This is a genomic window from Hydrocarboniphaga daqingensis (genome assembly GCF_900129825.1).
GTDB lineage: Bacteria > Pseudomonadota > Gammaproteobacteria > Nevskiales > Nevskiaceae > Hydrocarboniphaga > Hydrocarboniphaga daqingensis.
Window position 1 is genome coordinate 67,905 of sequence record NZ_FQWZ01000007.1, and the last position, 23,995, is coordinate 91,899.

Consider the following 23,995-nt stretch of genomic DNA (forward strand, 5'->3'; position numbering starts at 1 on the left):
GGCGCCGATCGGTCTTCTGAAAGCGACGGTTACCGGTCAGGCTGTGTCCATCATCATCATCATCGTCATCATCATCACGACCAGACCAGCCGCCACCCGCCATGAACCTTCAGACCGAGCTCGACCAAGAGCGTGTCTACTGGCTGCAGCAGCAGCCAGCGCCGGCCAGCGCGGTCGAACGCATGGCGATGGACTACCTGCACCATGCTGGTATCGAGGCCCGAGCGGTGCGCGTTGGCGAGCGTGCCCCCGGATTCCGGCTGGCCGATCGCGACGGCCGCCCGCAGTCGCTGGATCAGTTGCTGGCTCAGGGGCCGGCGGTGATTCTGTTTTTTCGCGGTGTCTGGTGTCCGTTCTGCGAGCTGACGCTGCGCGCGTTTGCCGAAGCGGCGCCGCGTTTTGCCGCACTGCGCAGCCCGCTGGTCGCGATCACGCCGCAGCGTCTGCCGCTGTCGACGGTGCCTGACCCGTTTCCGTTGCTGGCCGATGTCGGCAGCCACGTCGCTCGTGCCTATGGTCTGGCCTACGATCTACCGCCGAATCTGAAGCTGCTGTTCGAGCAGCACTACCAGACGCCGCTACCGCAGCTCAACGGCGATGGCGGCTGGACCTTGCCAGTGCCGGCCGCCTACATCGTCGGCGAAAACGGCCAGGTTCTATGGGCCCAGTTGGACGTCGACTATCGCCGGCGTGCATCACCCGAGGCGCTGCTGGCCTGGCTGGTGTCACACCACCGCGCCGTCGATGCGCCGCGGACTCGCGTATGAGCGCCCCGCGCTTGCTGTCGCGGCTGCGGCGCCTCGTCGACAGCGTGGTCGGTGCGATTCTCGGCGGCGCTGTCTATGGCGCCTGGGTGCTCTATGTGAATTGGGATGCTGGACTGCGCATCGCCGGAACGGCCGCCGCCGCGCACTGGGCGATGAGCACGCTACTGACCTACTGCGGTACCGGGCTGATGCGCCGCTGCTACCGACTCGGCTCGCGGCCGCTCGAGGCCATCTTGTTCGCTTGCGGCGGCGGCCTGACGCTCACCTATGCCTTGCTGATCAGTGTTCATCTGGCGATCGGCACGCCACATCTTGCACTCACACTCGCTGCCGGCGTGGTGCCCAATCTCGTGTTTTGCATCAGCTACGTGTCGCTGCTGCTCCGCACCGAGCCGCTGCGCGCGGCGCAATCGATCAATCGTGAAGACCCCTTGGAAGCCTTGTCTAATGAATCTGCGTCCTGACCTGCACAAACTGCTGCGCTACAACGTCGATGTCATCGAGCAAGGCCTGCAGTTGATCGACTTGTACCGCGCCGACGGCCGCGATGAGTTTGGATGCTACTGCGGACCGCATCTGCGCCATATCGTCGAGCACTACGACGCATTCACGCTGCATATCCACACCAGTTCGGTCGACTACGACACGCGCGCCCGCGACCACGCGCTCGAATCCGATCCGCTGCTGGCGCAGCAACGGCTGCGTCATGTGCAGCAGCAGTTGCTGGCGCTCGATGTCGGCCGTATCGCCGAGCCGATCGCAGTCCAGATGCGCGGCGGTCTGGGTGGCGAAGACAACTACGTCAGCTTCTCGTCGCTGAGCCGCGAGTTATTGTTCTTGGCCAGTCATGCGATCCATCACTATGCGCTGGTACGGGTGCGCTGCGAGGCCAGCGGCATGCAGCTCGACGAGCACTTCGGCAAAGCCCCCGCCACGGTGCGTCATGCACGCGGCGCTTGATCACGGTGCGCCGATGGCTGCGCCCGACACTGCGACCGATGCCGCCGATGCGGGCCTGCGCGCCGACATGATCGCCATCGATGCCAATGCAGCTCCATGGGATGCAGCGCCATCGGCTGCACCGCTGGGCTGGGTCACACGCTGGGCTATCGGTTGGTCGCGGGCGCGACGCTGGGAGTTCTGGCCGGCGTGGCTGTACTACGGACCGATCGTGCTGTGGATCCTCGTGCTGGGCTTGCGGCACCGCAGCGCCACGCTGTTTACAGCGGCCAACCCCGCGCTCGACAACGGCGGTGTCGTCGGCGAGCGCAAGCATCAGGGCTTGATGCCGCTGCAACGCAATGCTCCGGATCTGGTGGCCTGCTTCACGCTGCTGCCGGCCGAGCCGGGTACGGCCCGCGAACAGCAGGCGCTGGCATTTGCTGCGCGCGACGATATCGGATTTCCGCTGGTACTCAAGCCCGACGTCGGTCAGCGCGGACGCGGCGTCTACATTGCGCGCGATGCGGCGGCGGTCAGTCAGTATCTGTCACGTCACGACGGTGCTGTGATCGCGCAGCGACATGTCGGCGGTGAAGAGTTCGGGGTATTCATCGCGCAGATGCCGGGGCAGCGCCTGGACGTGATATCGATCGTCCACAAGACGTTCCCGAGCGTGACCGGCGACGGCCGCCGCAGCCTTCGCGAACTGATTCTGGCCGGAGAGCGCACCAGGCTGATCGCGGCGATCCTGCTCGAGCGTTGGGCGTCACAGCTGTCGCAGGTGCCGGCTGACGGCCAACGGATCAAGCTGGTCGAAATCGGGTCGCATTGTCGCGGCAGCCTGTTTCTGGATGCCACGGCGCACGCCACGCCGGCTTTGGTCGACAGCCTGATGCGGCTGACGGCGGCGGTGCCCGGTTATCGATTCGGCCGCATCGATTTGCGCGCGCCGAGTCTGGAGCATCTGCAGCGCGGCGAGGGGCTCCAGGTTCTGGAGCTCAACGGCGTCACGGCCGAGAGCGCTCACATCTATCACCCCGGTACGCCGCTGGTCGAGGGCTACCGCGCCATGTTCCGGCAGTGGCGACTCGCCTTCTCGATCGGCGCCGCCAGCCGCTCGCTGGGCGCGCCGGTCACTTCTGCATTCGAGCTGCTGCGCTTGTTCATCGCCGATCTGCGGCGCGGCCGGCAGTGGTTCTGAATCACCCTTTCCTACATTCCCGACAAGGAGCTGTCCCATGCGCTATCTGATGTCTTCCTCGATCCGCTTCCGCCCGATGTCATCGCTGGCGGTCTACGCCGCATTGCTGCTGTGCCTGTTACTGGCGCTGCCGTCGCAGGCTTGGGCTGCATCGCCGGTGAACACGCTCAAGCGCGGCTTGATCCGTGACAGCGATACCGGTGTTGCGATCAATGGCTACGATCCGGTGGCCTATTTCACCGAGCGCAAGCCGGTGCCCGGCAAGCCGACGCTGCGCTACAGCTGGAACGGCGCGCAATGGCAGTTCGCGTCGCAGCAGCATCTGGATCTGTTCAAGGCGGCGCCCGAGCAGTACGCGCCTCAGTTCGGTGGTTACTGCGCCTATGGTGTCGCGCAAGGCTATCTGGTCAGCATCGAGCCCGAGCAGTTCACGATTCTCGACGGCAAGCTGTATCTGAACTACAGCGCCGACGTGCAGAAGAAGTGGACGCAGGATCCGGCCGGCTACAACGCCAAGGCGCAAGCGGCATTCGCGTCGCTGCTCGCCAAGTGAGGCCGCCATGCAAACTCTGAGTCCCTGGCAGCGCCACGCGCACTGGTTGCCGACCGTGTTCGTCGTGTTCGTGTTCGTGCAGTCGCTGTTCTTCAAATTCAGCAACTCGCCGGAGACGGTCTACATCTTTGAGGGTCGTCTCGATCCCTGGGCGGCTTCGCTGGGCTTTGCCGGCGTGTTCGCCCCGGGCGGCGTGTTCTCGGCCAAGGTGGTCGGCAGTGCCGAGTTGATCGCATCACTGCTGCTGTTGTTCGGTGCCATGTCGCCCTCGCGCCGGCTGCTGCAATTGGCCGGAGCGGCGCTGGGCTTGGGCGTGATCTCCGGCGCGATCGGCTTTCATCTGTTTACGCCGCTGGGCGTGGCCGTCATCAACACCGATGGCAGCAGCGACGGCGGACAGCTGTTTGCGATGGCGTGCGTGGTCTGGCTGTGTTGCGCGCTGCTGCTGTGGATGCGCCGGTCGATCTGGCTGGGCTGGATGACGCCGCGATCCCATTGAAGCGGTCGGGACGCGACGGCCGAAGCAGCGCATCGCAACCGATAATCGACGACCACAAAAAAGCCCCCGCCATTACGGCGGGGGCTTTTTAGCAGCTTAAAGGCTTGCGCTTACAGCGAGCCGGGGATCGTCCAGTTCTTCCACCAGGCGGCGCTGGCACTCGTGCCCGGCTTGACGGCGCCGATGTAGTCAGTGGCGTCGAACGTGAAGTTCGAGCCGTTGTTGACCGGCGTGATCGAGGACGGGGCCGACAGGGTCGCGGTGGACTCGGTCAGTGCATACGAGGTGTCGAGCGTGACCGTCGACGGGCCGGCGTTGCTGGCGTTGTCGGCAGCACGGCGTGCATAGAAGCCCGCCGTGCACTCGCCCAGCACGTTGCTGAGTGACACAACCGAACGGACATCGGCAACGGTGTCGTTGTTGGTGTCCGCATCGTCGATGCGGACGCAACCGACATCAAAGCCGCGCACCGCGCTGTTGACCATCGACATCGTGACGGCGCCGCGAGCCAGCACACCCGGCTGAGTCCGACCCGTGACGTTGTTCAGCGGACCGCCGATCAGCGTCAGGTTGGCGAGCATCGCCTGCGTATCAACCACCAGGTCAGCATTGCTGCTGTTGGCTTCGATTGCGCGCGGGTCATTGCTGCCGGTCGGCGCCGTCTTCGTCGGATTCTTGCGAACGATGGCGAACTGCATGTTGCCCTTATAGCCCTCGTCGAAGTCGATGTCGTCGTCGTCGTTGTTGGTCAGCACCATGTGACGCACATTGACCGTGCCGCCGAACCACTCGATACCGTCGTCCAGATTGTTGTGGACCTGGATGTAGTCGACCAGCGTGCCGTGACCCACGCCCATCAGCGTCAGGCCGTTGATCTCGTTGTTCGGACCAGCGACCAAGCCACCTTCCGCGATACGGACATAGCGCAGGGTGCCGCTGCTGTCGGCCGGCTCGTTGCCGCCGTAGTTGCCGACGAACGTACCGCCTTCACCGGCGACGTTGCAGACGGTGCCGGAGCCGAAGCAGGCGCCCGTGTTGCCGCGGCCGAACTGCGGCGCGAAGCCCTGGATCACGACGCCGCCCCATTCGCCTTCACCGTCGAAGTTCTCGTCCAGGCTGCTGAACGTGATCGGCGCATTCGCTGATCCATCAGCGACCATCTTGGAACCGCGGGTGACGACCAGCACGCCATCGTCAAATGCCTTGACGTTGACGCCGGGCCGAATCGTCAGCGTGACGCCGGCCGCCTTGACCGCTGCCACATCGGCCGCGTCGGTGATCGTACGATTGCCGCCACCAACCAGCACCGGACCGTCGATGCGCCATTCGGTGCCCGCGGTGAACGTGTAGTTCGTGTTGATCGTACCGGTGACCGTGCAGACGTTGCTGGCGCAGCTGACGAAGCTGGCCGGAGCCGGCGTTTCGGCAACCGGCGCGAGCACGCCCGGCAGCGTCCAGCCTGCCCACCAAGCCGAGGCAGCCGAGGTATCGGGCGCGATGGCGCCGACGTAGTTGGTCGGTTCGAACTGGAACGACGAGCCATTGGCAACCGGCGTGATCGACGGGGCCGATGACAGACGTGCCGACGACTCGTTGACGGCATAGGCGTCATTGAACGTCACCGTGGTCGCCGTCGCATTGCTGGCGCTGTCGGCGGCACGGCGTGCGTAGAGGCCCGCAGCGCAGTCACCGAGCACGTTGGTCAGCGACACGTTCGAGCGAACATCCGCCGTGCTGTCGTTGTTGGTATCGGCATCGTCGATACGGATGCAGCCGGCGTTGAAGCCCTTAACGGCCGAGTTGAACATCGACATCGTCACCGCACCGCGAGCCAGCACGCCCGGCTGCGTTCTGCCGCTTGCATTGACCACCGGACCGCCGATGATGCTGACGTTGGACAGGACGGCCTGCGTTTCCGTGACCAGGTCAGCGTTGCTGCTGTTGGCCTCAATGCCGCGGGGATCGTTGCTGCCGGTCGGCTGCGCCTTGGTCTGGTTCTTCTGGACGATCGCGTACTGGATATTGCCCTTGTAGCCTTCGTCGAAGTCGATATCGTCGTCGTCGTTATTGGTCAGCACGATGTGCGTGACGTTGACGGTGCCGCCGAACCACTCGATGCCGTCATCGAGGTTGTTGTGGACGTGTACGTAGTCAACCGTCGTACCGTAGCCGACGCCCTGCAGCGTCAGGCCGTTGACTTCGTTGTTCGGCCCCGCGACGAGACCCGCTTCCGCGATACGCAGATACTTGATCGTGCCGCTGCTGTCGGCCGGGTCGTTGCCGCCGTAGTTGCCGACGAACGTGCCGCCTTCGCCTGCGACGTTGCAAACCGTGCCGGTGCCAAAGCAGGCGCCGGTATTGCCCTTGCCGAACTGCGGCGCGAAGCCCTGGATGATGACACCGCCCCATTCGCCTTCGCCGTCGAAGTTTTCATCGAGGCTGCTGATCGTGATCGGAGCGGTTGCCGTGCCGATCGCGTTGAGCTTGGAGCCACGCGTGACGAGAAGCACGCCGTCGTCGAGCGCCTTGATGTTGGTGCCGGCTTCGATCGTCAACGTCACGCCCGCCGCCTTGGTAGCAGCGACGGCATCCGCGTTGGCCAGCGTGCCGTTACCGGTGCCGACTTGAACCACGGCATCGATGACCCAGTTCCGCGACGCCTGCATCGTGTAGTTCTGATTGACGATGCCGGTGATCGTGCAGGTGTTGCCGTTGCAGCTGACGAAGCTCGGATCGACCGGGGGATTGCTGCTGTCGCACACATTGCCGATGCCGTCATTGTCGGCATCCGCTTGGTCAGCGTTGGCAACCGTCGGGCAGTTGTCGGTGGTGTCGGCGATGCCGTCACCGTCGGTGTCGACCGGCGGGGGCGGTGCATCGCATGCATCGCCAACGCCGTCGCGGTCGCTGTCGGTCTGTGATGCGTTGGCAACGGCAGGGCAGTTGTCGGCAGCATCCGCGATGCCATCGCGGTCGGCGTCGGGCGGCGTCGTGCCTTGGTTGTCGCTACCGCCGCTGCCGCAGGCAGATACGAGCAGGAAACTGGCGCTGGCTAGCGACAGTAGTAACGGGTTGTTCTTCATGAATCTCTCCCTTGATCGGGTTTGGTACGGACGAAGACGGCGGGTAAAGACAAGGTCTCAGCCGTCGCAAGACGGCTGGACCGGAAGGCGACCAGAACGACTAGAAGTTGTAGCTGTAGCCCAGCGTGAACTCGATGCCGTTGCTCCAGCTCTCGATGGTTTTGTCGGCTTGTACGAACTTGACCTTCGCGTCGAGCAGGTTCTCGATCCGGAAGCTGAGCTTCGACAGGTTGGCGAATTCCTTTTCGTAGGTCAGGTTCACCGTGGCACGGCCGGCCTCGAAGATCGGGGCCTGCGGTGCACGGGCCACGATGTCGATGCGGTCATCGAAGTAGTTGATGACCAGCGTGGCCTTCTGCGACGTCGGGAAGTGGTCGTAGCCGATGCGCATGTTGGCGAGGAACGGCGACTGACCCTGCAGCTTGCGGCTGTCGTTGCTTTCGAGGCGGCGACCGACATCGTCAAGCTCGATCTTCGACTCGATGAAGCTGACGTTGGCACCCAGCGACAGCTGATGCGCCTCGGCGAACAGGAAGGACTTGTTGCCGTCGAGTTCGACACCCTTCACCGTGGCGCCTTCGTTGTTACGGAACGTCAGCGCGTTGGTGGCCGATCCCGAACCGTCGGCGACCGAACGCTCCAGAGGATTGGTGATGTCCTTGTAGAACAGCGCGAACGAGATGCTGTCTTCGCGGCTGAAGTAGTACTCGACGCGCAGGTCGTAGTTGTCGATCGTCGAGGCGGTGCAAGTCGGGCAGCCGACGTGCTCACGGCCCTTGTCATCGAAGAAGCGCGACGGCGCCAACTCGGTGATGTTCGGACGCGACACCGTCATCGCATAGTTGGCGCGCACCTGGAGATCGTCGCCATAGCGATAGATGGTGCCGAGCGAGGGCAGCAGCTCGTTGGACTTCAGGCTGACCGCGGACGTGGTGTCGTTGGGGAAGCTCAGGCTCTGCTTGAAGTTGTCCTGACGGGCGCCAGCGACCACGGTGAACGATTCACCGATATTGGTTTCGGTCGACAGATACCCGGCGGCCGTTTCCTGCTCGGCGACGTAGGTGTCGGTCAGCGTCGAGGTGCCGCGCAAGCGGAACGAGTCGTTGGCGAAGTTCTCGAACGAAAGCAGTTCTTCGACGTCCTGGGTCAGATCGGCGGAACGGTTGCCGGTACGCAGACCGAGACGGACCAGATCGTTGTTGCGGTCGCGGGTGTCGTACAGGCCGCCGAACTTGATGTTGCTGTTGACGCTGTCGCTGATCTCGATCGGCAGCGTGTAGTCGACGCCGGCGTCGATCGCGTCTTCGGTCAGGTCGGAGTAGCTGCGCTCGACCGACGACACGACCAGCGATCCACCGAGGTAGTTGTAGGTCCGGCGGTCCGGCGACATGCGCGTGGTCTGCGAAATGCTGGCGTGCAGATCCAGCTTGTGCGTGTCGAACAATGGGACCGAGGCCAGAAGCTGCTGCGAGATCAGCTGACGCTCGATCCATTCCAGCAGGATGCGGTCGAAGTTGTTGTCTTCGTTCTTGTCGAAGCCGGACTCGAACGTGGTGTTGTCTTCGCTGTCGTGCAGGAACAGCGTCTTGCTGGTGGCCGTCCAGCCATCGACGCTTTCGATTCCGGCGACCAGGTAGCCAGTCAGCGCGGTGTTGAACGTGTCGCGCTGATAGGTTGAGCGCGTCGTGACGTTGTCGACGCTCGCATCCTGACGCGACGCGTTGCTGTTGTCGTAGGTCGCCACGCCGTAGACGCCGACGCGGCCGATGTCGAGATCAAACGAGTTGCCAAGCGAGTAGGCGGCGCCGAACTTCGGAGCGGCCTTTTCTTCTTTGACCTTGTAGATGTTCGGCAGCAACGACGCCAGACGCGCGGCTTCGACCTGGCTGACGCAGCCGGTCTGCCCTTCGACCTGGCACAGGCGGAAATTCAGGCCACCGTTGGTGGCGCTGTCGACATCGCCTGGCAGTTCGCGGATGCCATCGTCGTAGCCGATTTCATCGCCGTCACCACCCCGGTAGCGCACCAGGCCCTTGCCGGTGACGCCGCTGACGAAACCGCCGCTGACCGACAGACGATTGACGTACTGGTCGGGAATATCGCGGGTGGCGATCTTGATGATGCCGCCCGTGGTGTCGCCCGGCATATCGGCCGAGAAACTCTTCTGCACTTCGATGCCGCCCAGAATGTCGGACGGGAACAGGTCCAGCTGGACGTCGCGGCGGAACGGATCAGTGCTCGGCAGCAAGTTGCCGTTGAGCGTGGCCGCGATGTAACGACCGTCGAGGCCGCGGACGACCGCGTAACGACCGCCGGTCACCGACACGCCGACCAAGCGACGCAGCGACGCGGCGACGTCAGTGTCACCGGCGCGCACCAGTTCTTCGACGCTGATCGCGTCGGTCACCGCCACCGAGAAACGCTCGATGCCGGCCGGCGTCGAGCGCGGCTTGTACGAGCCGGTGACGACGATTTCTTCGACGCCGTCGGCGCCCTTGCCGCTGCTGCTGCCGCCGCCGATTTCCTGTACCGCTTCCGGGTTCAGCGTTGCGTTCATTGCGGTGCCGACGCCGGCTGCAACGCGCAGCCCGGTGGTGCTGACGGTCTGGTAGCCGTCGGCGCGGATGCTCAGTTCGTAGATGCCGCGCGGTGCTTGCAGACTGAAGCGGCCGCTTTCATCGGTCACCGTCTCGAGATTGGCCGGTTCGATGTGGACCACGGCGCCAGCCAGAGGCTTGCCTTCGCCGTCGCTGACGGTGCCTTCGATCAGACCGGGCGCGCCTTGCGCAGCCGTTGCGGGATCGTACTTCTCGATGTTGGCGGCCGGAGGCTGCGCGAAATCGGTGAACGTCAGGCTCAGATCGGCGCTCTGCCCAGGCGCCAGTTCGAAGCGGTATTCCGTCAGGGGTACGCGCTTTTCGAGCACGCGCAGCACGTGCGCGCCTTCCTTCAATTCGCCGCTGACGGCGCCGTTGGCATCGGTGGTTCCGAGCAGGCGACCGTCGAGTTCGACTTCGAGGTCCTTCAGCGGGTTGCTACCGAGGAAGGTGTTCAGATAGAGCTCGGCCGAGAGTGCCGAGCCGGACATCAGCGCAAGCGTGGCGGCTCCGAAAAGCGGGTAGAACGATTTCATGTAGAGGTGATGATCCGCGGCAAATCCAGTGCAATGCGGCTCATGCCGAGCGTGTGGCTCGAGATGGATGCACGAAATGCTGAAGGAACCTGCCGCTCGACGAGCCTCTACGAGCGCCGACTCGAAGCCCCGGGGTGTCGAGCCCAGTTCGTTCAGCGGAGCGCAGGTTATTCACCGCCCGTGATTGTTTTATGACAGCGGGCGTTGGATCGGCCCGGATTTGTTGCAGCCATGTGAAGTCCGCTAAGCGGTAGCGCTGCCGCCATGACAACGATGTGGCGATTTGCAACAAAAAAGCCGCCCGGTTGCCCGGGCGGCTTGGCTGCGCATCCAACCGCGATGCGCGTCGACTACTGGTTGCTTACTGGCAGGCTTCGCAGTCTGGATCGAGGATCGAGCAGACCTTGGCCCCGCTGACATCGGTCGTCGACAGCACGCTGCTGGCCGGGACCGACGGGGCGTTGGCGACCGCAGCGGCGGCAGCCGACGCGCTGGCCGTGGCCGAGCCGACCTTGTTCAGACGGCCGTCGGTGATCGTCGTCTTCTCGGTGTGCGTCGCGCCCATCGTGCGCAGGTAGTAGGTCGTCTTCAGGCCCGACACCCAAGCATGCTTGTACAACTCGTCGAGCTTCTTGCCGCTCGGCTGGGCCATGTACAGATTCAGCGACTGGGCCTGGTCGATCCACTTCTGGCGGCGGCTGCCGGCGTCGACTAGCACCTTGGCGTCGATTTCGAAGGCGCACTTGTACAGCGCCTTGATCTCGGCCGGGACGCGGTCGATCTTCTGCACGCTGCCGTCGTAGTACTTCAGGTCATGGGCCATGACCTCGTCCCACAGGTCGAGCGCCTTGAGGTCGTTGACCAGGTACTCGTTGACCACCGTGAACTCGCCCGACAGGTTCGATTTGACGTACAGGTTCTGGTAGGTCGGCTCGATCGACTGGCTGACACCGGTGATGTTGGCGATGGTCGCCGTCGGCGCGATCGCCATCGTGTTGCTGTTGCGGATGCCGGTGGTGCGGATCTGCTGGCGCAGCGCATCCCAGTCGAACGCACCCGACACACTGACGTCCTGCTTCAGATACGCGGTGTCGTTGCCGCCGCGCGACTGGGCCAGGATCTTGATCGAGTCGAGCGGCAGGATGCCCTGATCCCACAGCGAGCCCTTGAAGCTGGCGTAGGCGCCACGTTCGACCGCGAGGTCTGCCGAGGCCTTCAACGCGTAGTAGCTGATGGCTTCCATCGACCGGTCGGCAAACTCGACCGCCTGCTGGCTCTCGTACGGCATGCGCAGCTTGTACAGCGCGTCGTGGAAGCCCATCACACCCAGGCCGACCGGACGGTGGCGCAGGTTGGAATTGCGCGCCGTTGCGACCGAGTAGTAGTTGTACTCGATGACGTTGTCGAGCATCCGCATCGCGGTCTTGATCGTGCGCTCGAGCTTGGCGGTGTCGAGCTTGCCGTCGACGATGTGCGCCGGCAGGTTGACCGAGCCCAGGTTGCAGACGGCGATTTCGGAGCCCGCCTTGGTGTTGAGCGTGATCTCGGTGCACAGGTTGGAGCTGTGCACGACGCCGATGTGCTGCTGCGGGCTGCGCAGGTTGCAGGCGTCCTTGAACGTGATCCACGGGTGGCCGGTTTCAAACAGCATCGACAGCATCTTGCGCCACAGGCCCAAGGCCTGGGTGCGCTTGAAGTTCTTGATGCGGCCTTCGCTGGCCAGCTTTTCGTAGGCGATGTAGCGCGCTTCGAAGGCTTCGCCGATCAGGTCGTGCAGGTCGGGCGTTTCTTCCGGCGAGAACAGCGTCCACGGGCCGTCTTCCATCACGCGCTTCATGAACAGGTCGGGCACCCAGTTGGCCGTGTTCATGTCGTGCGTGCGGCGACGGTCGTCACCGGTGTTCTTGCGCAGTTCGAGGAATTCCTCGATGTCGCGGTGCCAGGTTTCCAGGTACGCGCAGACGGCGCCCTTGCGCTTGCCGCCCTGGTTGACGGCCACCGCCGTGTCATTGGCCACTTTGAGGAACGGCACGACGCCATTGGACTTGCCGTTGGTTCCCTTGATCCAGCCGCCCATGCCGCGCACCGGCGTCCAGTCGTTGCCCAGGCCGCCGGCGTACTTGGACAGCAGCGCGTTGTCCTTGATCGCACCGAAGATGCCGTCGAGATCGTCGGGCACCTGCGTCAGATAGCAGCTCGACAGCTGCGGGCGCGGCGTGCCGGAGTTGAACAGCGTCGGCGTCGACGACATGAAGTCGAAGCTCGACAGCAGCTGGTAGAACTCGATCGCGCGGGCTTCGCGGTCGATCTCGTTCATCGCCAGGCCCATCGCCACGCGCATGAAGAAGGCCTGCGGCAGCTCGAAGCGGACCTTGTTGCTGTGGATGAAGTAGCGGTCGTACAGCGTCTGCAGGCCCAGGTAGTCGAACTTGGCATCGCGCTCGGCGATCAGCGCCTTGCCCAGCGTGTCCAGGTCGTACAGCGCCAGCTTCGGATCCAGCAGTTCCAGGCTGACGGCGCGGTGGATGTACTCGCGGAAGTATTCCGGGTACAGCGCCTTCATCTCGGCCAGCGTCGGGCGGGTTTCGGCCATGCCGAGGAACTTGGTCGCCTCGTGGCGCAGGCCGTCCATCAGCAGCCGGGCCGACACGTAGGTGTAGTTCGGCTCCTTTTCGATGCGGGCGCGGGCAGCCAGCGTCACGGCCTGCGACAGCTCGGCTTCGCTGATGCCGTCGTACAGGTCGCGCAGCGCCGACTGCACGACTTCGTCGATGCTGATGCCGCTCAGGCCCTGCGCGGCTTCGGTGACCACGCGGACGATGCGCGCGGTGTCCAGCGGGCGGACGGTGCCGTCGTCGAGCTTGACGTTGATCGCCGGGCCGGCCGGCGCATCGGGGGCCGCCTTGGCCGCTTCGGCGGCGCGGGCGCTGGCGCGCTCGGCGCGGTAGATGACGTAGGAGCGGGCGACCTTGTGCTCGCCGGCGCGCATCAACGCCAGTTCGACCTGATCCTGAATGTCTTCGATGTGGACGGTACCGCCGCCGGACATGTGGCGGGTCAGCGCCTGCACGACCTGCGTGGTCAGCGTCTGCACCGTCTCGCGGACGCGGGCGCTGGCCGCTGCCTGGCCGCCTTCGACGGCGAGGAAGGCCTTGGTCAGCGCGATGGCGATCTTGGTGGAATCGAAGCCGGTGACCTTGCCGTTACGGCGGATCACCTTGATACCGCCCGGGGCGACGGCGGCCAGTTCGGCCGTGGAAGCGGGCGCCGCCGAAACCGGGCGACGCAGGTCATTGAATTCTTGGGTATGTGTTTGCATGGGCTCCCCTTATGCAGTGCGACGGAGTCGGTTCTTCCAACGGGGCTGAACCGTCCGGTAACAATATCTAGTGGTTCGGCGGGGCGTCAACCCCAACATCCTGTGTTTACATCCTGTGATTATCTGTGCGCTGCCTGTGGACAAAAGTGCTGGAATCACGCAGCGACGCGGCTTTGCGGGGCTTGGCGGGGGTGTGGATCAGGCCGCTCCGGCAGGGCTTTGTTTCGCGAAGCCGACGAACGGTCGGGGTCGGTCGAAGCCGGGTTGCAGACCCCGCAGAAACCGAGCGGCTTCTCATCTGTCCTACCCGGCGCTGGCTACAATGCCGAACCGAATACCCTGTGCCGATGAAACGCTGATGATCGTTCCCGTATTGATGGCTGGCGGCTCCGGCACCCGGCTCTGGCCGCTGTCCCGTGAGCAATACCCGAAACAGTTTCTGAAGTTGCTCGACGAGCGCAGCCTGCTGCAGAACACGGCGCTGCGGCTCGGCGGGGTCGGCGACACGGCGCCGCCGCTGGTCATTGGCAGCGACGCGCACCGCTTCGTGATCGCCGAGCAGCTACGTCAGGTCGGCCTCGACGGGGCCGGCATCATGCTCGAGCCCGAGGGCCGCAATACGGCGCCTGCCGCCGCGGTCGCGGCCCATTACGCCACGACGCAATACGGTTCCCAGGCCGTGGTGTTTCTGATGGCGGCCGACCAGGCGGTGACCGATACCGCCGCATTCGTTCGTGCGGTCGAGGCGGGCGCCGCGGTCGCGGCCGAGGGCCGGATCGTCACGTTCGGCATCCAGCCCACCCACCCCGAGACCGGCTTCGGCTACATCAAGGTCGGCGCCGCGATCGGCCAAAGCGGCGCTTACGACGTGGCGGCGTTCGTCGAAAAGCCGGAGCGGGCCAAGGCTGAAGCCTTCATTGCCGAAGGCGGCTACTACTGGAACGGCGGCATGTTCATGTTCCGGGCCGACGTGTTCCTCGACGAACTCAAGCGTCTGGAGCCCGAGATGTATGCGTCCAGCCTGTTGAGCTGGAACAACGCGGTCAAGGACATCGACTTCATCCGGCTTGAGCCGGGCGCGTTCCGCAAGTGCCGCAACGAATCGATCGACTACGCGGTGATGGAAAAGACCGCCAACATCGCGCTGGTGCCGCTGGACGCCGGCTGGGACGATGTCGGCTCCTGGAGCTACCTGGGCAAGCTGCCGGCGGATGACGCGGCCGGCAACCGCACCCGCGGCGACGTGCTGCTCGAGGACTGCCAGGACAACTTGGTTCACGCCAGCAGCCGGCTGGTCGGCATGGTCGGCATCCGCGACACGGTCGTCGTCGAGACCGAAGATGCGATCCTCGTGGCGCCGCGCGACCGCGTGCAGGAGGTCAAGAAGATCGTGAGCCGGCTCAAGCAGGCGCGACGCTCCGAAGCCGAAGCCAGCCCGCGCGTCTACCGGCCCTGGGGCTCGTACGAAACCGTCGCGCAAGGCGACCGCTTCCAGGTCAAGCGCATCATCGTCAAGCCGGGTCAGAAGCTGAGCTTGCAGATGCATCACCACCGCGCCGAGCACTGGATCGTGGTCAAGGGCACGGCGCGCGTCTGGTGCGGCGACAAGAACTTCCTGCTGTGCGAAGACCAGTCGACGTACATCCCGCTGGGCCAGACGCACCGGCTCGAAAACCCCGGCAAGGTGCAGCTGGAGCTGATCGAAGTGCAGTCCGGCGCCTACCTGGGCGAGGACGACATCGTTCGCTTCGACGACATCTACGGCCGCACGCCGGCCAAGGTCTAGCGCCGGTCAGCAGGCCAGCCGGGTCGACGCCGCGTCGAAAATCTTTTCGGCGTTGGCCGCCAGGAAGTTGCGGAAGATCAGCGGCGTGCCGTCTTGCTTCCACAGCTTGCCGCCCCAGGCGTTGACCGCCTGGTTGCGCTCGATGATCTCGACAAACTGCTTTTCGGTCTGCGCAACGCCGAGCTGACCGTCGGCTTCCAGCACCGGCGTCGGCTGCGTGGCGGCCATCGTCGCCGTCTGCCGCAGCATCGTGCCCGGTGCGCCCTGGATCGCCGGCAGCAGCGTGAAGCCGCGCGCGCGCATCGCCTCGGCCATCGCATCGATGCCGCTGAACCCGGCCGCGTAGACGTCGATCGTCACGTGGTTGAAGTCGGGCCCCAGCGCCAGCGCGCTGGCCGCCTCCCCCGAAACGGCGGCCACCGCTTCGAGCAGCGAGCGGCGCAGCGGCGCACCGTTGCGCTGCATCAGCCGGTAGACGAAGTGCTGGACGAAGGCCTCGGCGTCGCCGTCGCTCAGGCCGCCGTCTTGTTCGGCTTGTTCGATCAGTTCGACCCATTCACCGTGGTCGACGGCCGCCGCTTGTTCGGCGCAGTCGGCTTCGATCAGCGCGGCGACCTCGGCCGGAAATGCGCTCAAGTCGACTTGCGAGACGAAGATCTTGAACGGCCGCGGGTCTTCGCCGATCGCTTGCAGGTCGAAGCTGACCAGCTTCTTGGCCGGGAACAGGTAGTCGCGTTCCTTGCGCAGGCCGAGCACGCCGGCGGCGCGGACGATCAGCGCGCGCAGCGCCGGGTCGGCCGTGCGGATTGCGCCGTGATCGTTGATGAAATGGCCGCCGTTGTCGGCAACCAGTTGGCGCAGCGCGACGAAGTCCGGCACTTGGGTGGCGAATTTTGCCGTGGCGACGTCGACGAAGCGTTCACGCAGGGCCTGCGGGGGCAGGCGGGATGGCAAGGCAGTCATGGGTCGACCTTCGATGGAGGAGGCGCGCCGGGCGCAGCCGATGTTGGCAAGCCTATGCGCTGATGCGATCCAACAAAAGTGCGGCGGCCAGCGGCCGGCTTGCGCATACAATCGAACGCAACCCTGCGGCCGCCCCGAGCTTCAATGGTCTTTCAGAAGCATTGCCCCGGCTGTTTCCACGACAAGAGCGGCATCGCCGTCTGCCCGGTCTGCGGCTACGACGAGTCGCTGCCGCGGCCGCCGTTGTTCCTGCCGCACGGCATCGTCATCGGCGGCCAGTACCGCGTCGGCCGCGTGCTCGGCCAGCCCGGCGGCTTCGGCATCACGTACCTGGGCTGGGACGTGCATCTGCAGCAGCGCGTCGCGATCAAGGAATTCCTGCCGCGCGACATCGTCACGCGCCACCCCGGTCAGCTCGACATCGCCACGCACACCGAGGAATCGCGCGGCACCTTCGAGTTCGGCAAGGAGCAGTTCCTGCGCGAAGCGCGCATCGTCGCCAAGCTCGATCATCCCAACGTGGTCCGCGTGCGCTCGTTCTTCAACGCCAACGGCACCGCGTATCTGGTGATGGACTATTACGAAGGGCTGTCGCTCGGCGAGTACCTGTCGCGCGTGCGCAAGGTCATCGAGCCAGCGCTGGCCGTGCCGCTGATCCGCCCGGTGCTGGAAGCGCTGCAGTTCGTTCACGAACACGACGTCGTCCATCGCGACCTCAAGCCGCACAACATCTACCTGGCCACGGTCGGCAAGCCGATCGTGCTGGACTTCGGCGCGGCCCGGCAGGCGGCCGGCGAGCGTCAGCACAGCATGTCGGTGGTGCTGACCGACGGTTATGCCCCGCTGGAGCAGTACCAGCGCCGCACCGCGCAAGGCCCGTGGACTGACGTCTACGGTGCGGCAGCGACGCTGTACCGAATGCTGACCGGCGTGGCGCCGCCGACCGCGCTCGATCGTCTCAGCGACGACCCGCTGGAGCGCGACGGCTGGGCCGGCATACCGGCGACGCTGGTGCCGGCGATGCGCCGGGCGATGGCCCTGATGCCCGAAGCGCGCTTCCAGAGCGCCGCCGAATTCATCGCCGCGCTGACCGACTTTCGTCCGCTGATGGAGCCGTCGACCGCGGCAGCGCCGGTGGCCGAGGTCGCGGCGGCGCCCGAGTCTGCGCCGGCGACAGCACCCGTGCCGGCGCCCATCGCGCCGCCCGAGGCGGTGCCGCCTGCCGACCCAGCCGCGTTTTCCAGCGCGGTCGCGGCCGAGGCGTTTCTGACCGATGACCTGCCAGGCGCCGACGAAGTGCCGCCGACGCGGCGTGTCGCGCCGCTGCACCCGCCATCGACACCCGAGGCGCAGGCGGCCGAGTCCGAGCCGCCCGTCGTCGCACCGCAGGCACGCGCCCAGGCCCGTGCATCGGGGCTGGCGCCGGCAGCGCCACCCAAGGTGTCGACCGCTGCGGCGGCGCCGTCGTGGACCGTGCTCGCCGTGCCAATGGCGCTGGTCGGCGCACTGGCTTTGCTGGTGGCAGCGCTGGTCTGGCAGCTCGGGTTCGACGGCGTTGCCCTGTCGCCGCCGCCGCTGAATCCGCGCATCGTCAGCACCGCCACGCCGATCGCCCAGCCGGCGGCCTCCGTTGCGGCCGCGTCGCCATCGCGACCGACCACAGTCCGCGGCCCATTGACGATGCCGCAGATGCGCCTGTTGCCCGCTGGCACCGCCAAGGTCGGCGACGACCGTGGCGACGACAGCGAGCGCCCGGCCCATCGTGTCCCGGTCGAGGCCTTCGCGTTGGCGGCAGAGGAAGTAACGGTCGAGCAGTTCGGGCAGTTCGTCGAGCAGACCGGCTACGTCAATCCGCAATGGTCGCGCTACCCCTGCGACAGCGCGGGCGGCCGTGACGCCAGCTGGGCCGAGCCCGGCTATTCGTCAGGGCCGCGGCGACCGGTGGTTTGCGTCAGCGCAGTCGACGCTCAGGCCTACGCCGCGTGGCTGAGCGCGGTCACCGGTACGCCTTACCGGCTGCCGACCGAGGCGGAATGGGAGTACGCGGCCCGTGCTGGCAGCGACAGCCGCTATTGGTGGGGTGACCGGTTCGATCCGCGCCAGGCCACCTGCGCGGGTTGCCCCGAAGCGCGCACTGGTCCGCTGCCGGTCGGCCGCTGGCCGCGTAATGCCTTCGGGCTGGCCGACACCGCCGGCAACGTCCGCGAATGGACTTGCTCGGCCTATGCGCCCTACGGCGGTGGCAGCGACAGCCGCTGCGCTGACGCCACTCGTGACGGTGCCGTGCTCAGCGTGCGCGGCGGTGCCTGGATCGACAACGCCGACGGTTTGCGTTCGGCGCGCCGAGCGCCGCTGGACCGCCAGCGTCGCGATGCTTGGACCGGCTTCCGCCTCGCGCAGCCGCGATAACCGCGCCGGCGTTTGCAGCGCCACCGTGCGCTGTACATGCGGCCCTCCCGTTTTGACGGCACTGCCTCTACCATCGGGAGGTGACCGACACACCGCCTCCTGCCGACCCCGCATCCCCTGAGTCGGCACCGACGCGCGAGCCGTTTCGCCGTCAGCAACGTGACGACGGCAGCCCGTCGGACCGCATTCGTCCTCCCGAACTGCCGGGCGAAGCGCCGCCCGAAACCGACTCGCTGCGTTTCCCGCTGCTGGCGCTGGCGCTGACGTCGATGATCGTGTCGCTGCTGCTGGCCTGGATGCAGGCCGATCCATCGGTCCCAGTGGCGCCGCGCCAGCCGAGCGCGCAGGAGCGCCTGCAAATGCCACAGTGGATCGACATCCCCGGTGGGCGCCTGCAGCAGCGTGATCCGCCGGCTCGTTTCGAGGTGGCGCCGTTCCGGATCAGCCGAACGGAAATCACCGTCGAGCAGTTCCGGCTGTTCATCAAGTACACCGGCTACAGCAACCCGGCATGGACCGACTTTCCATGCACCGGCACCTCAACGGATCTTTCCTGGGACCGCCCCGGCTACGAGCAGGCCGACACGTTCCCGGTGGTCTGCGTCAGTGCCCGAGATGCAATGGCCTTTGCCGGCTGGCTGTCCGAGCAGATCGGCCAGCCGCTGCGGCTGCCCACCGAGCTGGAGTGGGAGTACGCGGCCCGCGCAGGCACCGCGACGCGCTTCTGGTGGGGCGACGAATACCAAGAGCGTTATGCCGAATGCTTCGGCTGCGGGCCTCGCCCACCTCAGCACCCGACCTACGTCGGTGCCCGGGCGCCCAATCCGTTCGGCTTGCTCGATATCGCCGGCAATGTCCGCGAATGGACCTGCACCCCGTTTGCGACCCGAGGTGCCGGCAGCGTCGGCAGTTGCGCGCCGCATTTCGACGAGGCCACCAACCTGGTGCTGCGCGGCGGGTCATGGCAGGAGCCGCAGCAAGCGCTGGAGTTGGTGCACCGCAGCCCGTTTGGCGCCTGGCACCGCAACGTCTGGACCGGCTTCCGGCTGGTGGCCCCGGCGCAACCGAGCTGATCGACGCGGTTGCCGGCGACGCCTGGATTGGCATCGCGACGACAGCCTGAATCGGGCGCTATATAGTCGGCGATATAGCGGATCGACCGGGGGACATCGGATGGCAGCAGCACAAGCACCTCGGCGCGGCAGCGTCGCGAGCTGGCTGCTGCGCTGTGGCCTGCTGCTGGTGGGTCTGCTGCCGTCGCCGGCACCGGCAACCGATGCGCGGCTGCGGACCTATGCCGCCGCCAGCCTGACCGATGTGCTTGGCGATATCGCCGCGCAGTGGACGGCCGACGGCCATTCGCGTCCGCAACTGGTGCTGGCCTCGTCGTCGACGCTGGCCCGGCAGATCGAAGCCGGCGCACCGGCCGACGTGTTCGCGTCGGCCGATAGTGCCTGGATGGATCAAGTGCAGCGGGCAGGGCGCGTCGCCGACGGTCAGCGGATCGACTTGCTCGGCAATGCTCTGGTGCTGATCGCGCCCAAGGGCCGCGCGCCGGCCGTGACGATGGCGCCGGGCTTCAATATGGCGGCGTCGTTCGACGGCAGGCTGTGTACCGGTGAGCCCGGCGTGGTGCCGGTGGGCCGCTATGCACAAGCCGCGCTGCAGTCACTGGGTTGGTGGGCGTCACTGCGGGGGCGCATCGTCGGCACCGACGACGTGCTCACGGCGCTGGCCTTCGTCGAGCGCGGCGAGTGCGCGCTCGGCATCGTCTACGCCACTGACGCGGCGACCAGCGCACGCGTCGAGGTCGTCGCGCGCTTTCCGGCTGACACGCATCCGCCGATCGTCTATCCGTTTGCGTTGTTGCGCGACGCCAGTCCGGCTGGACGCGATTGGTTTCTCTATCTGCAATCACAGGCGGCGCGGCGCGTGTTCGAGCGCCATGGCTTCGTCTGGCTGCCGGCGAGCCGCTGATGCTGACACCCGACGAGCTGACCGCGCTGTGGCTGTCGGCCAAGGTCGGCTTCTGGGCCACGCTGGTGTCGATGCCGCTGGCGGTGGCGTGCGGCGCGCTGCTGGCGCGCTACTCGTTCCGCGGCAAGCTGGTCGTCGAAGCGCTGGTGCAGTTGCCGATGGTGCTGCCGCCGGTGGTGCCCGGTTACCTGCTGCTGATGCTGCTGGGTACGCAGGGGCCGCTGGGCGCGTGGCTGCAGCGCGTCGCCGGCATCACGTTGGCGTTCGACTGGAAAGGCGCGGTGCTGGCCTCGGCGACGATGGCGTTTCCGCTGGCGGTGCAGCCGATCCGCCTGGCGTTCGAGCTGGTCGACGCGCGGCTTGAGCGCGCGGCCGCGACGCTGGGCGCCTCGCCCTGGCAGGTGTTTGCCAGCGTGACGCTGCCGCTGGCGATGCCGGGCATCGTCGTCGGCGCGATCCTGTGTTTTTCGCGCAGCCTGGGTGAGTTCGGCGCGACGATGGCCTTCGTCGGCAACATCCCGGGGCAGACGCGCACGCTGCCGCTGGCGATCTATTCCTACGCACATCTGCCGGGCGGCGAAGCCGCGTCGCTGCGGCTGGCGCTGTTGTCGATCGGGCTCGCGTTTGCAGCGCTGCTCGCCAGCCATGTCGTCACCGCGCGGCTGCGGCGGCGCTGGGCGCTGCCGACACGGCGTGACGCCTGATGCTGGACGTCGATCTACATTTCAGCCGCGGCGACTTTCAGCTGCAGGTTCAACACCGCTTCGATCCGGGCGTCACCGGCATCTGCGGTCCGTCGGGATCGGGCAAGAGCAGTCTGCTGGCGCTGATCGCCGGATTGCTGGTGCCGCAGCAGGGGCGCATCACGTTCGACGGACGCTGCTGGGTCGATACCGCGCGCGGGTGCTTCTTGCCGCCGCACCAGCGGCGCATTGGTCTGGTGTTCCAGGACGGGCAGCTGTTCCCGCATCTGAGCGTCCACGCCAACTTGCACTATGCGCTGCGCTGGCTGCCGGCTGCACAGCGACGCGTCGCGCCTGACGCCGTCATCGACCTGCTGGAACTGCGGCCGTTGTTGCAGCGCCGACCGGATCAGCTCAGTGGCGGCGAGCGCCAGCGCGTCGCGCTGGGGCGCGCGCTGCTGATGTCGCCGCAACTGTTGCTGCTCGACGAGCCGCTGTCGGCGCTCGACGCGCGGCTCAAGGCGCAGATCCTGCCGTTTCTACAGCGTGTGCGCGATCAGATGCACCTGCCGATGCTGTACGTCAGCCATGCGCCGCAAGAGATCGCGGCGCTGACCACGCAGGTGTTGGCGATCGCCGATGGTCGTCTGGCGCCCGCGATCGCCGCTGATGCTTAGCTCGCGACGCTCAGGATCACGCTCGACGCCTTGAACAGGGCCACCACGTCGTCGCCCGGTGTCAGTGCCAGTGCTTCGGCGCTGCTCTGCGTGATCACGGCCGACAGCGTGTTACCACCGGCCAGTTCAATCGTCACGTCGGTGTTGACCGCGCCGGCCTGCAGCGCAACGACGCGGCCGCGCAGTTGGTTGCGCGCTGATATGCGCAAGTGCGGCTGAGACGCATCGACGACGGCGAGCATGACCCACGAGGCCTTGATCAGGGCAGCGGCTTCGGTGCCGACCGCCAGGCCCATCGCCTCGGTGCTGGCCTGCGTGATGATCGCCACGATGCGGTCGCCACCGCGCAGCTGCAGCGTGATCTCATCGTTGACCGCGCCGCGCGTGATCGCGACGACGCGGCCCCACAGTTGATTGCGCGCACTGGTCTTCATCGTCAGCCTCTGTAGCAGCGACAGATCGCTGCGAGCCTGCCCCAGGCTCTGGTTCAGCGCGTCGACGAAGCGCGCGTGCTGCTCAGCGGCGACGCGATAGCTCGCCAGCAGTGCGGCGCCGCGAGCCGTCAGCGCGGTGCCGCCACCGCCGGGACCGCCGGCCATGCGGGCGACCAAGGGTTCGTCGGCAAGATTGTTCATCGCCTCGACCGCATCCCAGGCGGCCTTGTAGCTCAAGCCGATCGCCTTGGCGGCCTGGGTGATCGAGCCGGTACCGGCAATGGCTTCGAGCAGCGCCATGCGCTTCTCGCCCGCGAGCACGCCGTCGCCGGACGCCAGGCTCAAGCTTGCCTGCAGCGCCAGCGGCGGCTTGCTCGACGCCATCAGCCGGCCCGCAGCGCCGTGGCGATCGGCAAGCGTGCTGCACGCACGGCCGGGAACAAGCCGCCGATCACGCCGATCACACAAGCCCAGACGATGCCATTGACCAGCAGCGCCGGGCTCACGGTCAGGTTGAACACGACTTGCGTGAAGTTGGCGCCGAGCGTGTTGACGGTGTTGCCGTTGAAGAAGATCCACGCGCCGATTGCGCCGAGCGCACCGCCGATCAAGGCCAGTGCCAAGGCTTCGACGAACACCGACACGACGACCGGCAACGCACCAAAGCCGATTGCGCGCAGCGTGGCGATCTCCACACCGCGTGACGAAACGGCGGTGTACATCGTGTTCAGCGTGCCGAAAATCGCACCCAGCGCCATGATGCCGCCGACGCCGAACGACAGCAGATCGAGCAGCTTTTTTAAGCCCTGCGACTGCTTGGCGTAGTAGTCGGGCTCGCGCTTCACATCGACGCCCAGCGTCGGATCGGTGGTCAGCCGGTCCTTGTAGGCGTTGAACGCCTCCGGCGATTCGAGCATCACCGTCACCGACTGGAACAGGTTGCGACGGTACGCCGACAGCGCGGTTTCGATGTCCGTCATCAACTCGGATTCGTGCGCGTCGCCGTTGCTTTCGAAGATGCCGACGACGGTCCAGTCGGCGTCGCGGAACGATACCTTGCTGCCCAGATCGAGCCCGGAGAATTGCTTGACGGCGCCGCGGCCGACGATCAGCTCGCGCAGCGCCGGCGTGAACATGCGGCCTTCGACGATGCGGATTTCGGGCCGCAGTACGGGCATCTTCGGGCCGACGCCGCGCAGCGTCACGTTGGCGCCCGAGCCGCTCGCCTTCAGCGGCAGGCTGACGATGGCGACCATGTCGGCCGAGCCGATCGGCTTGCCGTCGGCATCACGCTTGACGCCGGGAGCATCCAGGATGGTCAACGTGTTGTCGCGCGAAATGGTGCTCGACAGCTCGGCTTCGGAGCCGCCGCGCAGCACGATCACGCGGTCGTCGCGCCCGGTGTTGGATAGCGTCTTCTGGAAGCCGGTGGCCATCGCACCGACCGACACCAGCACGGCGACGGTCACCGCGATGCCGATGACGATGACCAGCGAGATGCCGAGCCGTTGCGGCAACGCGCGGAGGTTCATGCTGGTGACGGCGATTGTCTGTTTGAACATGGCCCAC

General features: G+C 66.1%; 18 protein-coding genes. 12 read left to right on the forward strand and 6 right to left on the reverse strand.

What is annotated here, in order from left to right; genetic code table 11:
- Positions 1-101: 101 nt before the first annotated feature.
- The 6 genes from BUB09_RS13990 to BUB09_RS14015 are packed head-to-tail and all read left to right on the forward strand — an operon-like array spanning position 102 to position 3,962.
- The gene (locus BUB09_RS13990) at positions 102-767 is read left to right on the forward strand and encodes a peroxiredoxin-like family protein (RefSeq protein WP_072898470.1); all 666 of its coding nucleotides are present in this window, start codon (positions 102-104) and stop codon (positions 765-767) included.
- 11 nt (positions 768-778) lie between these two features.
- On the forward strand, positions 779-1,231 hold the full coding sequence (locus BUB09_RS13995) for a hypothetical protein (RefSeq protein WP_139250295.1): 453 nt from the start codon (positions 779-781) through the stop codon (positions 1,229-1,231).
- Complete coding sequence (locus BUB09_RS17245) at positions 1,215-1,727, forward strand: hypothetical protein (RefSeq protein WP_072898487.1); 513 nt, start codon at positions 1,215-1,217, stop codon at positions 1,725-1,727. The genes BUB09_RS13995 and BUB09_RS17245 overlap by 17 nt, the downstream gene beginning before the upstream one ends.
- 13 nt (positions 1,728-1,740) lie before the next feature.
- Complete coding sequence (locus BUB09_RS14005; protein WP_245793292.1) at positions 1,741-2,910, forward strand: hypothetical protein; 1,170 nt, start codon at positions 1,741-1,743, stop codon at positions 2,908-2,910.
- A 37-nt stretch (positions 2,911-2,947) separates the two neighbouring features.
- Complete coding sequence (locus BUB09_RS14010) at positions 2,948-3,463, forward strand: YHS domain-containing (seleno)protein (RefSeq protein WP_217650312.1); 516 nt, start codon at positions 2,948-2,950, stop codon at positions 3,461-3,463.
- A 7-nt stretch (positions 3,464-3,470) separates the two neighbouring features.
- The gene (locus BUB09_RS14015) at positions 3,471-3,962 is read left to right on the forward strand and encodes a hypothetical protein (RefSeq protein WP_072898489.1); all 492 of its coding nucleotides are present in this window, start codon (positions 3,471-3,473) and stop codon (positions 3,960-3,962) included.
- Between the two features lie 110 nt (positions 3,963-4,072).
- On the opposite strand, the gene BUB09_RS17705 is transcribed toward BUB09_RS14015, so the two are convergent.
- The 3 genes from BUB09_RS17705 to BUB09_RS14030 all read right to left on the reverse strand — a co-directional run bounded on the left by BUB09_RS17705 (position 4,073) and on the right by BUB09_RS14030 (position 13,497).
- Positions 4,073-7,045 (reverse strand): thrombospondin type 3 repeat-containing protein, encoded by a 2,973-nt coding sequence (locus BUB09_RS17705; RefSeq protein WP_072898503.1) that lies wholly within the window; start codon positions 7,043-7,045, stop codon positions 4,073-4,075.
- A 100-nt stretch (positions 7,046-7,145) separates the two neighbouring features.
- Entirely contained in the window at positions 7,146-10,178 is a 3,033-nt protein-coding gene (locus BUB09_RS14025) for a TonB-dependent receptor (RefSeq protein WP_072898504.1), read from the reverse strand.
- Between the two features lie 361 nt (positions 10,179-10,539).
- Positions 10,540-13,497: a ribonucleoside-diphosphate reductase subunit alpha gene (locus BUB09_RS14030; protein ID WP_072898506.1), complete on the reverse strand. Its 2,958-nt coding sequence runs from the start codon at positions 13,495-13,497 to the stop codon at positions 10,540-10,542.
- A 358-nt stretch (positions 13,498-13,855) separates the two neighbouring features.
- Here BUB09_RS14030 and BUB09_RS14035 point away from each other — a divergent pair, with 358 nt between their 5' ends.
- Complete coding sequence (locus BUB09_RS14035) at positions 13,856-15,283, forward strand: mannose-1-phosphate guanylyltransferase/mannose-6-phosphate isomerase (protein WP_139250298.1); 1,428 nt, start codon at positions 13,856-13,858, stop codon at positions 15,281-15,283.
- 6 nt (positions 15,284-15,289) lie between these two features.
- On the opposite strand, the gene BUB09_RS14040 is transcribed toward BUB09_RS14035, so the two are convergent.
- On the reverse strand, positions 15,290-16,246 hold the full coding sequence (locus tag BUB09_RS14040; protein WP_084083454.1) for a 2-oxoadipate dioxygenase/decarboxylase family protein: 957 nt from the start codon (positions 16,244-16,246) through the stop codon (positions 15,290-15,292).
- 144 nt (positions 16,247-16,390) lie between these two features.
- Here BUB09_RS14040 and BUB09_RS14045 point away from each other — a divergent pair, with 144 nt between their 5' ends.
- From BUB09_RS14045 to modC, 5 genes are all read left to right on the forward strand, one after another.
- Complete coding sequence (locus tag BUB09_RS14045) at positions 16,391-18,655, forward strand: bifunctional serine/threonine-protein kinase/formylglycine-generating enzyme family protein (protein WP_072898508.1); 2,265 nt, start codon at positions 16,391-16,393, stop codon at positions 18,653-18,655.
- 80 nt (positions 18,656-18,735) lie between these two features.
- Positions 18,736-19,728, forward strand: coding sequence for a formylglycine-generating enzyme family protein (locus BUB09_RS14050; protein WP_072898510.1), 993 nt, complete (start codon positions 18,736-18,738; stop codon positions 19,726-19,728).
- 100 nt (positions 19,729-19,828) lie between these two features.
- Positions 19,829-20,632, forward strand: a complete 804-nt coding sequence (gene modA / locus BUB09_RS14055; RefSeq protein WP_084083455.1) for a molybdate ABC transporter substrate-binding protein — start codon at positions 19,829-19,831, stop codon at positions 20,630-20,632.
- Positions 20,632-21,336 (forward strand): molybdate ABC transporter permease subunit, encoded by a 705-nt coding sequence (modB, locus tag BUB09_RS14060; RefSeq protein WP_072898512.1) that lies wholly within the window; start codon positions 20,632-20,634, stop codon positions 21,334-21,336. The genes modA and modB overlap by 1 nt, the downstream gene beginning before the upstream one ends.
- On the forward strand, positions 21,336-21,992 hold the full coding sequence (gene modC, locus BUB09_RS14065; RefSeq protein ID WP_072898514.1) for a molybdenum ABC transporter ATP-binding protein: 657 nt from the start codon (positions 21,336-21,338) through the stop codon (positions 21,990-21,992). Before modB ends, modC begins: the two co-directional genes overlap by 1 nt.
- Here modC and BUB09_RS14070 read toward each other — a convergent pair.
- Both BUB09_RS14070 and BUB09_RS14075 read right to left on the reverse strand, forming a co-directional pair.
- Positions 21,989-22,810 carry a TOBE domain-containing protein gene (locus tag BUB09_RS14070; protein ID WP_072898516.1) on the reverse strand — a complete coding sequence of 274 codons (822 nt, stop codon included), beginning with the start codon at positions 22,808-22,810 and terminating at the stop codon, positions 21,989-21,991. The genes modC and BUB09_RS14070 overlap by 4 nt on opposite strands.
- Positions 22,810-23,988, reverse strand: coding sequence for an ABC transporter permease (locus BUB09_RS14075; protein WP_072898519.1), 1,179 nt, complete (start codon positions 23,986-23,988; stop codon positions 22,810-22,812). Before BUB09_RS14075 ends, BUB09_RS14070 begins: the two co-directional genes overlap by 1 nt.
- Between the last annotated feature and the right edge of the window lie 7 nt (positions 23,989-23,995).